15 protein-coding genes are annotated in these 11,690 nt (G+C 70.0%); 8 read left to right on the top strand and 7 right to left on the bottom strand.

Annotated elements, in window-relative coordinates:
- Positions 1-5: 5 nt before the first annotated feature.
- Entirely contained in the window at positions 6-1,073 is a 1,068-nt protein-coding gene (locus tag JOD27_RS25100; protein WP_204764973.1) for a methyltransferase domain-containing protein, read from the bottom strand.
- Positions 1,074-1,191: 118 nt separating this feature from the next.
- Between JOD27_RS25100 and JOD27_RS25095 the strand changes: the two genes are divergently transcribed.
- From JOD27_RS25095 to JOD27_RS25075, 5 genes are all read left to right on the top strand, one after another.
- Positions 1,192-1,569, top strand: a complete 378-nt coding sequence (locus JOD27_RS25095; RefSeq protein ID WP_189253533.1) for a helix-turn-helix domain-containing protein — start codon at positions 1,192-1,194, stop codon at positions 1,567-1,569.
- Between the two features lie 5 nt (positions 1,570-1,574).
- A complete protein-coding gene (locus JOD27_RS25090; protein ID WP_204764730.1) occupies positions 1,575-2,234 on the top strand; it encodes a hypothetical protein in 660 nt (219 codons plus the stop codon).
- A 200-nt stretch (positions 2,235-2,434) separates the two neighbouring features.
- Entirely contained in the window at positions 2,435-2,710 is a 276-nt protein-coding gene (locus JOD27_RS25085) for a DUF2516 family protein (RefSeq protein ID WP_204764972.1), read from the top strand.
- Positions 2,707-3,363, top strand: coding sequence for an alpha/beta fold hydrolase (locus tag JOD27_RS25080; protein WP_204764729.1), 657 nt, complete (start codon positions 2,707-2,709; stop codon positions 3,361-3,363). The genes JOD27_RS25085 and JOD27_RS25080 overlap by 4 nt, the downstream gene beginning before the upstream one ends.
- A gap of 9 nt (positions 3,364-3,372) precedes the next feature.
- On the top strand, positions 3,373-3,921 hold the full coding sequence (locus JOD27_RS25075) for a type 1 glutamine amidotransferase domain-containing protein (protein WP_204764728.1): 549 nt from the start codon (positions 3,373-3,375) through the stop codon (positions 3,919-3,921).
- Positions 3,922-3,949: 28 nt separating this feature from the next.
- Here JOD27_RS25075 and JOD27_RS25070 read toward each other — a convergent pair whose 3' ends face one another.
- On the bottom strand, positions 3,950-4,702 hold the full coding sequence (locus JOD27_RS25070; RefSeq protein ID WP_204764727.1) for a MerR family transcriptional regulator: 753 nt from the start codon (positions 4,700-4,702) through the stop codon (positions 3,950-3,952).
- Between the two features lie 74 nt (positions 4,703-4,776).
- Between JOD27_RS25070 and JOD27_RS25065 the strand changes: the two genes are divergently transcribed.
- A complete protein-coding gene (locus JOD27_RS25065; protein ID WP_204764726.1) occupies positions 4,777-5,337 on the top strand; it encodes a YbaK/EbsC family protein in 561 nt (186 codons plus the stop codon).
- Here JOD27_RS25065 and JOD27_RS25060 read toward each other — a convergent pair.
- Positions 5,314-6,381: an LOG family protein gene (locus JOD27_RS25060; RefSeq protein WP_204764725.1), complete on the bottom strand. Its 1,068-nt coding sequence runs from the start codon at positions 6,379-6,381 to the stop codon at positions 5,314-5,316. The genes JOD27_RS25065 and JOD27_RS25060 overlap by 24 nt on opposite strands.
- 125 nt (positions 6,382-6,506) lie before the next feature.
- Between JOD27_RS25060 and JOD27_RS25055 the strand changes: the two genes are divergently transcribed.
- Complete coding sequence (locus tag JOD27_RS25055; protein WP_204764724.1) at positions 6,507-7,481, top strand: aminotransferase class III-fold pyridoxal phosphate-dependent enzyme; 975 nt, start codon at positions 6,507-6,509, stop codon at positions 7,479-7,481.
- Positions 7,482-7,649: 168 nt separating this feature from the next.
- Here JOD27_RS25055 and purU read toward each other — a convergent pair whose 3' ends face one another.
- The 4 genes from purU to JOD27_RS25035 are packed head-to-tail and all read right to left on the bottom strand — an operon-like array spanning position 7,650 to position 10,547.
- Positions 7,650-8,501, bottom strand: coding sequence for a formyltetrahydrofolate deformylase (gene purU, locus JOD27_RS25050; protein WP_307830311.1), 852 nt, complete (start codon positions 8,499-8,501; stop codon positions 7,650-7,652).
- Between the two features lie 37 nt (positions 8,502-8,538).
- Complete coding sequence (locus tag JOD27_RS25045; protein ID WP_307830310.1) at positions 8,539-9,264, bottom strand: maleylpyruvate isomerase family mycothiol-dependent enzyme; 726 nt, start codon at positions 9,262-9,264, stop codon at positions 8,539-8,541.
- A gap of 9 nt (positions 9,265-9,273) precedes the next feature.
- On the bottom strand, positions 9,274-10,080 hold the full coding sequence (locus JOD27_RS25040) for a class I SAM-dependent methyltransferase (RefSeq protein WP_204764722.1): 807 nt from the start codon (positions 10,078-10,080) through the stop codon (positions 9,274-9,276).
- On the bottom strand, positions 10,059-10,547 hold the full coding sequence (locus JOD27_RS25035; protein WP_204764721.1) for a DUF2505 domain-containing protein: 489 nt from the start codon (positions 10,545-10,547) through the stop codon (positions 10,059-10,061). The genes JOD27_RS25040 and JOD27_RS25035 overlap by 22 nt, the downstream gene beginning before the upstream one ends.
- Here JOD27_RS25035 and JOD27_RS25030 point away from each other — a divergent pair.
- Entirely contained in the window at positions 10,546-11,646 is a 1,101-nt protein-coding gene (locus JOD27_RS25030; protein ID WP_239568702.1) for a UDP-N-acetylmuramate dehydrogenase, read from the top strand. The genes JOD27_RS25035 and JOD27_RS25030 overlap by 2 nt on opposite strands.
- Positions 11,647-11,690: the final 44 nt, after the last annotated feature.

Genomic DNA, 11,690 nt, shown 5'->3' with positions numbered 1-11,690 from the left:
CGTGATCACAGTCGCCACCTGTGGTCGTTCAGCGTCAGGAACTGGCCGTCGCGCCCGACCGTGATCCCGAAGTGGTGCCTGCGGGGCTTGCCGAGGTCGTGCCACTCGGCGACGGCCCGTTCGGCGAGGTCCCACAGGTGGCGGGGGCCTGCCTGGTCGACGTGCGAGCCGCGGTGGTGCACCCACGAACCGTCCGGATGGGCGAGCCAGTCGTGGCCCGCGACGACGCCGGGCAGCGCGATGCCGGCGAAGAACTCGAACGGGCTGGTCGGGTCGACCACGGTGTTCAGCGGCAACGTGGTGGCGCGGCGGTCGAACGCGCCGGAACCCGCGAGCGCCGGAGGACGGGCGTGCGCGCGCAAGGGCATGAAGCGGCCGTCCTCGACGAGCACGCGGCCCTCGCCGGTGCCGTCGCCGTTCGACTCGATCTTGACCAGGCCCGCGCCGATGGGGCGGTGCAACGTCGTGACGACCAGGCCACCCGGCCGGGTCTGCTCCAGCCAGGCGGTCGGGATGGTCGAGACGGAGCAGGTCGCGAGCAAGCGGTCGTACGGCGCGCGCTCCGGATGGCCGAGCGCGCCGTCGCCCGTGACGCACGTCGGGAAGAACCCGTTGCACAGCAGGTGTTCTCGCGCCCGCCCGGAGATGTTCGGGTCTACGTCGATCGTGGTCACGTTCGCGTCACCCACGACGTGGCAGAGAAGAGCCGCGTTGTAGCCGGTGCCGGTGCCCACCTCCAGCACCGACTGTCCGTTGTGGACCTCCAGCGCCTCCAGCATGATCGCCATGATCGTGGGCATGCTCGACGAACACGTCGGTGTGCCGCCGGTCACCGTGTCGTCGCCGTCGAACTGGGTAACCCAAACCCGGTCGGCGTAGACGAGTTTCAGCCAGTCCGGGTGCTTCGCGGTGACCAGTTCCCAGTCACCGCTGTGCAGCTGACGGTAGAAGCGCGGCAGGAACTCGTGCCTCGGAACCGTGCGGAAAGCCTTGAGCCACCTGGAATCACGCAGCGCGCCGTCACCGAGCAGGTGGTCCGCCAGCTCGGCGCGCAAGGCCCCGGCGTCGTCCATGTCACCCACAACGGTATCCCTGTGGTCGAGCACACGCAGCGGTTGCTAGCAGGGTGCTTGCAAGAGCTAGCACTCAGCGCTAACGTAGTTGGTGGCACGAGGAACGGGAGCGGGAACAGTGGACAAGTCCATCGACAAAGCAGTCGCGGACCTCGGCCGCAACATCGGTGAGTACATCCGCGAACAACGCAACAACGCGAAGATCTCGTTACGCGAGTTGGCGAAGCAAGCGGGTGTCTCCAACCCATACCTCAGCCAGATCGAGCGAGGACTGCGCAAGCCATCCGCGGAGATCCTGCAACAGATCGCCAAGGGACTGCGCATCTCGGCCGAGGTGCTCTACGTCGAGGCCGGGATCCTCCAGCAGCGCGAAGGCGGTGCGTTGGCGGACGCCATCGTCGCCGCGACCGATCTGACCGAGCGGCAGAAGCAGGTGCTGCTCGACGTTTACGAATCTTTCAGGCGGGAGAACGCCGCCAAGAACAAGGAGGAGTGATCTCCATGCCGAAGCTCACCCAGGACGACGTCCGCAAGACCGCCGAGCAGGCCGCGCACGCCGCGCGTCAGGCCCTGCTCGCCGCGCTCGGCGCCGGTGACCTCGCCGCCAAGGCGGTCGTCGAGGCGCTGAACAAGGCCAAGGAGCGCGCGGAAGAGGCCCAGACCAAGGCTGCCGACCTCCCCGCCGAGCTCAAGGACCTGCGCGAGAAGCTGCAGCCGGCCGAGCTCAAGAAGCTGGTCGACGCCTACACCGCCTCCGCGGTGAACCTGTACACCTACCTCGCTGAGCAGGGCGAGCAGACGCTGGAGCAGATCAAGGCCCAGCCGCAGGTCAAGCAGGCCGTCGAGCAGGTCGAGCACGCCGTCGAGGCCGCGCAGAAGCGCGCCGAGTCCGCCGCCGCCGACGCCCGTGTGCTCGCCGACGACGTCCTCGGCAAGGTGACCCGCCGCACCCGCTCGGTCGGCGAGAAGGTCGCCCACGAGGTCGAGGAAGGCGCCGAGAAGCTGGCCGAGGAGATCGTCGAGGTCGGTGGCGAGGCCGCGCACGAGGTCCGCAGCACCACCCGCAAGGCCGCGAACCGCACCGCGCCGCGCAAGCCGGCGACGACCACCCGCAGCACCACCGCGGCGAAGAAGACGACCACGACGAACACCACCAAGTGAGTCGCTGAAGTCCTCCGAGAGGGGAGCAGCGACAACCTCAGGCGACGTGTGTCCGCGGAAAGCGCGGACCACGTCGTCTGTCGTGTCATCTTGGGGCACCCCAGACCCCGAGCACGGGCGTGCTCCCCTCTTGCCGTACCGGCACGTAGTCTGGGCTCGTGTTCTACGTGCCGACCTTCAGCTTCTGGAACCTCGACGGCATCGTGTACTTCTTCGCCGACCTGGGGTTCACGATCCTCGGGCTGTTCGCGTTCTTCCACGCGCTCGCCCAGCGCGTCGACGCGTTCACCGCGGCCGAGAGACTGACGAAGCCGGCCTGGCTCGGCATCACCGGTGGCGGAGCGGCCGCGATGCTGCTCTTCTCACCCGGCGGCGTCGGCTCGATCTTCTGGCTCGCGGGTCTCGTCGCCGTGCTCGTGTACATGGTCGACGTGCGCCCGAAGCTGATCGAGGTCCAGCGCGGCCCACGCTGGTGATCACGCACTCCTACGGCACCGGTTCACCCGTCACGCTGGTGGCGCCCGGCCTCGGCGCCACGCCGGGCGAGGCCAGGATCCCCGCCTCCGGACTGCCCGGCACCCGCGTCGTCGTCACGCTGCCTTCGCACGGCGAGGCGCCCGACGCACCGCCCGGCTACTGGGACTACGGCACGATCGCCGCCGACCTGGCGACCGTTTCCGCTGATCACGCCGTCGGCGTCTCGCTCGGCGCCGGGGCGTTGGTGCGGCTGTTGTCCCTCGAACCCGATCGTTTCCAGCGGGTGGCGCTGCTGCTCCCCGCCGTGCTGGACCAGCCGCGGCAGCCGTTCACGTTGCAGCAGCTCTCCGACCTGACGGTCGGACCGCCGATCTACGTCGCCGAGCGGCGGCGGGCGCTGACCCGTCTGTCGGCGGCCGCCGAGCAACTGCCCGGCCAGGTCGCCGTCGCCGACGCCTCGCTGTTGGCGGACGTTTCGATTCCGGTGCTGGTCATCGGGGCTGTCGGTGATCCGCTGCACCCCGAGGACGTGGCCAAGGCGACCGCGGCGGCGTTCCCCAACGGCGACCTGTGGCTGATCGACTCACCCTCGCCGCTGATCACCCACCGCGCCGAGGTGCGGCACCGATTGGTCGACTTCTTCACCGGGTAGCCGAAGTGCATGGCCGAACAGAAGAAGATCGCATTCCTGGTCGACACGGAGGGCATCGAGCAGGTCGAGCTCACCGACCCGTGGGCGCACGTCGAGAAGGCGGGCGGAGTCCCGCGGCTGCTCGCGCCCAAGCTCGGTGAGGTTCGCGGGTTCAACCACCTCACGCCCGCCGACGCGTTCCCGGTCGACACCACGTACGCCGATGCCGTCGCGGACGACTACGACGGAGCCGTCATCCCAGGTGGTGTGGCCAACGCGGACTTCCTGCGAATGGACTCCGACGCCGTCCGGCTGGTGAAGGCCCTGGTGGCGGCCGGCAAGCCGATCGCGGCGATCTGCCACGGGCCGTGGCTGCTGGTCGAGGCCGACGTGGTGCGCGGCAAGAAGCTCACCTCGTTCCCGAGCCTACGAACCGACATCCGCAACGCGGGCGGTGACTGGGCTGACCAGGAGGTTCGGGTGTGCGAGCTGAACGGGTGGACGCTCGTGACGTCCCGCAACCCCGATGACCTTCCCGCGTTCGACCGGGAGGCCCTGAAGGCGTTCGGGCTGGAGTGAGCAGGGTCTGCAGCCCCTGCTCGGTTCTCTAGAGCCGCGTCTGCGCGTAGTGCTTCATCGCGGCGTTCATCCACTCGGCAGTGCCCTCGGCCTGGGCGTCCAGCTGTGGCCTGAACTCGTCCTCGAGGTACAGGTCAGCGAGTCCCGAGTAGGACTCCCGGTTGGGCGTCCAGGACAGACAGATCCACCGGTGGTGCCGGTCGATCAGCTCCTGCGTTTCGGGCGCGTCGACCGCGACACCGGCCGTGAACAGCTCCGTTGCCCGCGTGACGATGTCCTGCCACTCCCGCAGGAACCTGTCCGCGTCCGCCTTCGTGGCGCCCTGCCAGCGCTTCCTGCTGTCGGCGATGTGCTCCTTGACGCCGTCGCCGAAGCGCTCGACGAGCTGCGCCTCGTACTCCTTCTGCTTGGCGGCGTCGAAGCCGTCGAACAGCTCTTCCATCTTCACCTCGTCCCCTCCTTCCAGTTCGGCGATCGTGCGCGCGACGGTGCCGGCGAGCCGGTCCAGCCGACGGCGTTCGTCCTGCAGCCACCGGTGGTGGTTGCGCAGGATCGTCAGCTGGTCCGTGCCGTTCAACATGTCCGCCACCACGTCGAGGGCGAGGCCCAGGTCGCGCAGCAGCAGGATCTGCTGCAGGCGGTGTACCTGCTCCTTCTCGTAGTAGCGGTAGCCGTTGTCACCGACCCAGGCCGGCGACAGCAGCCCGATCGAGTCGTAGTGCCGCAGCGTCCTGGACGTCACCTTCGACATCCGGGCCACCTGGGCGATCGACCAGGCCATTCCGGTTCCCCCTTCGCGCTTGGTCTCGAAGGTAAGGGTTGACGTAACGTCAAGGTCAAACCGAGTTTGGCAGGATGGTTCGCGTGTGGACCATCGCTGGATCGTTGGAACCCGTACCCGTGCTCTCGCGTCTCGACCTGGTGCCCGCACCCGTCGAGGCCGCGCTGAAGAACCTGGACGGCGCTGATCGCGTCGCCGTCGCCCCGATCGACGGCTCGCTGGCTGACACCGCCGAGTTCTGCGCGCACTACGGCTCGCCGCTCGAAGCGTCGGCGAACTGCGTGGTCGTGGCAGGCAAGCGCGGCGGCGAGATCCGTTATGCGGCCTGCATGGTGCTGGCGACCATGCGCGCGGACGTCAACGGTGTGATCCGCAAACGCCTCGACGCGCGCAAGGCGTCGTTCGCGCCGATGGACGAGGCCGTGGCGTTGACGGGCATGGAGTACGGCGGCATCACGCCCATCGGCGTGCCCGCGGACTGGCCGATCCTGGTGTCGCCGGAGGTGGCCGCCGCCCCTGAGCTGGTCGTGGGCAGCGGCATCCGGGGCAGCAAGATCCTCATCCCCGGCGACGTGCTGATGAAGCTGCCCGGCGCCGAGGTCCTGCCGGAGCTAGCCCGCGTACTTGACCAGTAGCTCGATCGCCTCGTCCGCGTCGTCGGTGACGAGGATCCACTGCTCGGCCTCCCGGCCAGCCGCCAGCTTCTGCACGAGCGGCGCTGCGGGCACCTCGTCGGTCCAGAACGCCTTGCCCAGGAACACCATGGGCGCAGCGGGGCCGACGCTGCCGTAGTAGTTCTGCGTGAAGTCCTGGAAGACCTCCTGGACCGTGCCCGCCTTGCCAGGCGTGTAGACGATGCCGCCGGTCGCGACGGTCAGCAGGCCCTCCTCGCGCACCGAGTTCGCGAAGTACTTGGCGTGCAGCTCGCAGGCGGCGTTGGGCGGCTCGTGGCCGTAGAACCAGGTCGGGATGCCGATCGTGCGCGGCGTGTCGAAGCTGGGGATCTCCGGGAACGCCGCGAGCCACCGGCCGATCGACTCGTCGTCGTGACCGAACGTCGGTGCCTGCGCGAGGGCGTCGAGGACGTCCTTGTCGGCCTCGCCGAGCCGCACACCCAGCGGCACCGCCTCCATCGCGCCCGGTCCGCCGCCCGTCAGCACGGTGAAACCGGCTCTGCCCAGCGCGGCGCCGAGCTCGACGGCGTTGCGGTAGCCGTCCGAGCCGCGGGCCAGCGCGTGACCGCCCATGACCGCGACCGGCGAGCCCGTCAGCGTCTCGTCGAGCGCCTCGGTGATCGAGTGGTCGTGCAGGCGTTCGGCCAGCGCGTGCAACGGGTCGGGGTGGTGGCCCTGCTGCTTGCTGTGCTGGTAGATCACCGCGTCCGGGGTGTCCGCGTACGACTTGGGGTTCGCCGGGTCGAAGCCCGCGAACAGCTCGGCCGGCGTGTACAGCGACGACCGGTACACGTCGTACGGCAGGTCCGGGATCACCGGGAAGATCAACGCTCCGGCCGCCTCCGCCCGGCGCTGCATCGTCTCGCTGAGGGTGCAGCCGAGCAGCAGCGCTCCGTCCAACGGGACCCGCACGTCCTCGCGGGTGAGGTCCAGCCCGATGATGACCGCTTTGCGCAGGTCAGGCTCTGCCCGCAGCTGCTCGAGGTCGGTGATTTCGATCCGCACGGGAAAAAGCCTATGCCGCCGCCGAACCATCTGGCCGCGGAATCCGAATGAGTTGTGGGAACTGAGGTCCGCTCGTCGTCCGTCGAGCGGCCGTGGGCCGCGCTGCCCAGGAAAGGTTCCCCGCAATGGCTACCGAACAGCTGACCGGCTGCGCCGCCCGTGGCGCCCGAGTGGTGGATCCCCACCGCGTCGAGTACCTGGACTGCGGCGGCTACGGAGTCCCCCTGCTCGGCCACGCCCATCCTGCCGTGGTGCAGGCGGTGGTCGGCCAGGTGCGCCGTCCGTCGCTGCTGGACCGCCTCATGCTCGACCTGGTCACCCCCAACGGCCTCGACCACGTGCACGTCTTCCCGTCGGCGTCCGAAGCCGCCCAGTTCGCCGTGGCCCTGGCCCAGGCCAACGGCCGCCCACGTGTGTTGACCACCGGCGAGGTCCCGTACGGCGGCATCGACTCGTTGCGCGCTGTCCTGGCCTCCGGCCCGCCCGCCTGCGTGCTCGTCGAACCCGTCCGCGGCGTCTCGCTCCCACCCTCCGGCTACCTGAGCGCGATCGCCGAGGTGTGCCGCGAGCACGACGCCCTGCTGGTCGTCGACGAGACGCGCACGGGCCTGGGCCGCCTCGGCGTGTGGTGGGGCTCCGACATCGACGGCGTGACCCCGGACATCCTGCTGGTGGGCGAGGGCCTGTCCGGCGGCGTGCTTCCGATCGCCGCGGTCGTGGCGTCAGCCCACGTCGAGGTGCCGCTGTGGCGCGGCCCGGAAGCCGTGTCGCCGCTCGCCTCCGCCGCCGTCAACGCCTGCCTGCGCGTCATCGCCACCGAGGGCCTGGTGGAACGGGCGTCGCTGCTCGGCGACGAGCTGCTGTACGGACTGCGCGCCGTCGTGGCGGGCAAGGCCCACGCGACCGGACGCGGCCTGCTGCTCGGCGTCGAACTGCCGGACAAGCGCGCCGCCGACGTGTTCACCGGCGAGCTGCTGCGCCTGCGGGTGCTCGCGGACTTCCGCGGCCGGACGGTGAGCTTCACCCCGCCTGCCGTCATGACGGCCGCGGACGCCGGGTGGCTGGTCGAGGCCGTCGGAAGGGCTGCGGCCAAGATCTGAGTTCGGCACGCACGGCGCACTCCTGCCGCCATCGCAGCCGGGGTGCGCGGTGCGTCGTCTTCTCTCGAATCGTCGCGGGATCTGGGCAGCGCGGCCAGAAGAAGGCCGTGCGGCCGGAGGAGGACTTCGCCGAGCAGGCCGTCTACCGCAAGGAGAGCTGGTGACGCGTCAGAAGATCACCGTCTGGTTGCCGTGCACCAGCACCCGGTCCTCCAGGTGCCACCGCAGCCCGCGCGCCAGCACGACCTTCTCGATGTCCCTGCCCTTGCGCACCATGTCCGCGACGGAGTCGCCGTGGTGCACGCGCAGCACGTCCTGCTCGATGATCGGCCCCGCGTCGAGGTCCGCCGTGACGTAGTGGCACGTGGCGCCTACCAGCTTCACGCCGCGGCGGTGTGCCTGGTGGTACGGACGGGCGCCGATGAACGACGGCAGGAAGCTGTGGTGGATGTTGATCGTGCGGCCCGTCCAGGCCGCGCACAGCTCCGGCGGCAGGATCTGCATGAAGCGGGCCAGGACCACCGCGTGCGGGTCGTGCTTGTCGACCAGCCGGCGCAGCTGGGCGAAGGCGGCCTGCTTGCCCTCCGGGTCGCCGGCGGGGAACGGCACGTGGTGGAACGGGATGCCGTGGGCGCGCGTGACGTCGCCCAGTTCCGGGTGGTTGGCGATGACCGCGGAGATCTCCACCGGCAGTTCGCCAGTCGCGACGCGGCCCAGCAGGTCGTACAGGCAGTGGCCTTCCTTCGACACCAGGATCACCACGCGCTTGCGGTCGCCCGTGTCGGTCACGGTCCACGTCGACTGCGCGCCCAGCGAGTGCGCCACTTCACCGAAGCGCTCTCGCAGCTCGTCCACGCCGAACGGCAGGGAGTCCGCGCGGACTTCCTGGCGCGTGAAGAACCAGCCCGTCTCCGGGTCGGTGTGGTAGGCGGCCTCGACGATCCAGCCGCCGTTCTCCGCGAGGAACGACGAGATCCTCGCGATGATGCCGGTGCGGTCCGGGCAGCCGAAGGTGATCACATAGCGACGCTCAGGCGATGACACGCCGCATGAGTATTCACGGCCTCGGCAGTGCCGCCAACAGGGACTCGTCGCCGGACACGATCGCGTGGCTCGGTCGGCCCCACAACTTGCGGTAGATGGCGTCGGCGGTGCCCGCGAGGGTCGCGTCGGAGTCGATCGCCGAGTCGTGCGCGGCGGTGACCACGAGAGGTTCGCCCTTGGTGAGCTGCACCTCCCACGTGCGGCCCGCGTCGGCGGCGTGCACCACGAGCCGGCCGGTGCCCTCGATCACGCGGCCCCGCTGCAGCTGCCGCGGCACCATCACGGTGAGGAACTCGTCGATGCCGTCGGCGGCGAACTCGGAGTCGAACAGCAGCGTCGGCACGTCGTGGCCGGTCGCGAGCTCGGCGTCCAGGCGGTGGATCGACGTCTCGTGCGCCTGCCTGCGCGGCCAGAAGCTCGCACGGTGGGTGCCGTCGAACGTCCACGCCGGACTGTCCGGAGGCGTCTCGCGCAGCCGTTCCAGCAGCACGGAAAGCTCGGTGTCCCACCAGGCGAGCGCCTCGTCGAAGTCCTGCGGCGGCTTCGGGAACTCGGGCAGGCCGGCCTCGACCGGCGTGACGACGGCCTTCGCCGCCCACGAGTGCACCGCTGCCTGGTGCCGAACGAGGTCCAGCACCGTCCATCCAGGACACGAGGGAACCTCCGCGTCCTTGCCGGCCTTCACGACGGCGGAACGCATCAACGAAGCCTGGGTCTCGATCTGCGCGACGAAGTCCACGAAACCACCCTAGGGCGCGACGGCCGCCCATTCGAGCGAGATTTCGCCGAGGCGCCAACGACGCCGGTCGTCCACCACGGGCCAGCCGCGCGAGGCCAGCAGCCGCGCCGACTCCACCCACCGCGCCCGAGGCCCGAAGGGAGCGAACGGCGCCGCGGTCGCCCAGCACGCGTCCAGCTCGGCCAGCAACGCGTGCACACGCTCGCCGGGCACGTTCTTGTGGATCAGCGCCTTGGGCAGCCGCTCGGCGAGGTCGGACGGCACTTCGATCCCGGACGGCTTGCACGCCAGCGTGAACGTCAACGGCCCCTCGGACGACAGCGTCACCCACGTGCACCGGCGGCCGATCTCGTCACACGTGCCCTCGACGATCAACCCGCCGGGAGCCATGCGCGACAGCATGGTGTCCCACGCCTCGAAGGCCTGCTCCTCGGTGTACTGGCGCAGCACGTTGAAAGCGCGCAACAACACCGGCCGCGCGCCGGCGAGCTCGAAGCCGCCGCGCCGGAAGTCCAGCCACGGCGGATCGGCCACCGCCTTGCCGGCCTCGACCCGGTCGGTGTCGATCTCCAGCCCGAGCACGCGCACGTCAGGCCGCACCGTGCGCAGGCGCTGGGCCATCTCGACGGTGGTGATCGGCGACGAGCCGTACCCGAGGTCGACCACGAGCGGATCGGCAGCGTCCAGCAGGAAGCCGGACAGCGTCCCCGTCATCCACCGGTCGACCCTGCGCAGGCGGTTCGGGTTGGTCGTGCCGCGCGTCGGCAGGCCGAGCGCTCTGGCCCGGCCGGCCGCTAGCCGCGGTTTGCGAGCCATTCCGACGTGAACTCGCTCTCCTTGTTCAGCAGCACGACGACCTGCTCGGCGATCAGCTTCTCGAGCTTGCCGCCCATGAGCGGGATGCTGACCTTGACCTCCCCCGCGAGGGAGAGCTTCGAACCGGAACCGTTGTCCGTGATGGTGAATCCGCCGTCCAGCCGGCCGGGCACGCCGTTGATCGTCACCTCGACGGTGCCCGCGAGCGCGGCCCAGTTCTCGACGCGCTGGATCACGAGGTCGCCGCCCAGCAGCGACTTGGCGATCGACGGCAGGTGCTCGGCAGGCACACCCTGCTTCAGCTGGTAGGACGTCCTGGTGTCGGTGGTGGTGAACGTCACGAGCTCGGCGTCGTTGCCGCCGATCGCGGCCAGGCGGTCGCGCAGATACGTCTCGTCGACCAACGCGCCGAAGACCTTCTCCGCCGAATGGGGTGACGTGGTGTGGTGCTCGATGCGGCGTGCCATGTCGCGGAGGCTACCGTTGACGTCTGTGACCACCACGCAGTCCGTACCTCTGGCCGAGCGCACCACGCTCCGACTCGGTGGCCCGGCCGCGCGGTTCGTCCACGCCACGACCGCCGCTGAGCTGGTCGAAGCCGTGCGAACAGCCGACGCCGCCGCCGACGAGAAGGTCCTCGTGCTCGGCGGCGGATCGAACCTCGTGATCTCCGACGGCGGCTTCGACGGCACCGTGGTGCACGTCGCCACCAAGGGTTTCCGGCTCGACCCGCTGGGCGGCGGCATCGTCCAGTTCACCGTCGAGGCGGGCGAGGAGTGGGACGCGGTCGTCGCCGAGGCGGTCGCGCAGGGTCTCGGCGGCCTCGAGTGCCTGTCCGGCATCCCCGGCCTGAACGGCGCCACTCCGGTGCAGAACGTCGGCGCGTACGGCGTCGAGATCTCCCAGGTGCTGCAGTCGGTGGATCTCCTGGACCGGCGCAGCGGCAAGGTGCACCAGGTGCCCGCCGCGAAGCTCGGCCTCGACTACCGCACCAGCGTGCTCAAGGGCACCGACAACGCTGTCGTGCTGCGCACCAGGTTCGCGCTGACCGCCGGCGGCATGTCCGCCCCCATCCGCTACGCCGAGCTGGCGCGCGTTCTCGGTGTGGCGCAAGGTGATCGCGTTCCGGCCGACGAGGCCCGCAAGGCGGTGCTGGAGCTGCGCCGCGGCAAGGGCATGGTGCTCGACCCCGCCGACCCCGACACGTGGAGCGCCGGCTCGTTCTTCACCAACCCGATCATCGACGACGCCACCCTCTCGAGCGTGCTGATCCGCATCGCCGAACGTCTCGGTGCCGACGTCGACGTGCCGACCTACCCCGCGGGCCAGGGCTTCAGGAAGCTCTCCGCCGCCTGGCTGATCGAACGGGCGGGCTTCCGCAAGGGCCACCAGGGCCCCGGTGGCCGGGTGTCGCTGTCCAGCAAGCACACGCTGGCACTCACCAACCGCGGTGGTGCGTCCACCGAGGACCTGCTCGACCTGGCGCGCGAGGTGCGCGACGGGGTGCGGGCGGCGTTCGGCGTGGAACTGCACCCGGAACCCGTTTTCGTAGGCGTTCAGCTCTAGGGCTGTTCGGGTGACTCCGTGTGACCAACCGCTACCTTGCGCGT

Origin of the sequence: Lentzea nigeriaca (assembly GCF_016907955.1) — a bacterium.
GTDB lineage: Bacteria > Actinomycetota > Actinomycetes > Mycobacteriales > Pseudonocardiaceae > Lentzea > Lentzea nigeriaca.
This window is presented reverse-complemented; position numbering and strand designations above follow the sequence as displayed.

Bases quoted from the DNA above. Each gene is read 5' to 3' on its own strand.
- JOD27_RS25100 (WP_204764973.1), bottom strand. From the start codon at position 1,073: ATGGACGACGCCGGGGCCTTGCGCGCCGAGCTGGCGGACCACCTGCTC.
- JOD27_RS25090 (WP_204764730.1), top strand. From the start codon at position 1,575: ATGCCGAAGCTCACCCAGGACGACGTCCGCAAGACCGCCGAGCAGGCC.
- JOD27_RS25075 (WP_204764728.1), top strand. From the start codon at position 3,373: ATGGCCGAACAGAAGAAGATCGCATTCCTGGTCGACACGGAGGGCATC.
- JOD27_RS25070 (WP_204764727.1), bottom strand. From the start codon at position 4,702: ATGGCCTGGTCGATCGCCCAGGTGGCCCGGATGTCGAAGGTGACGTCC.
- JOD27_RS25065 (WP_204764726.1), top strand. From the start codon at position 4,777: ATGGTTCGCGTGTGGACCATCGCTGGATCGTTGGAACCCGTACCCGTG.
- JOD27_RS25055 (WP_204764724.1), top strand. From the start codon at position 6,507: ATGGCTACCGAACAGCTGACCGGCTGCGCCGCCCGTGGCGCCCGAGTG.
- JOD27_RS25040 (WP_204764722.1), bottom strand. From the start codon at position 10,080: ATGGCTCGCAAACCGCGGCTAGCGGCCGGCCGGGCCAGAGCGCTCGGC.
- JOD27_RS25030 (WP_239568702.1), top strand. From the start codon at position 10,546: ATGTCGCGGAGGCTACCGTTGACGTCTGTGACCACCACGCAGTCCGTA.
- JOD27_RS25035 (WP_204764721.1), bottom strand. From the start codon at position 10,547: ATGGCACGCCGCATCGAGCACCACACCACGTCACCCCATTCGGCGGAG.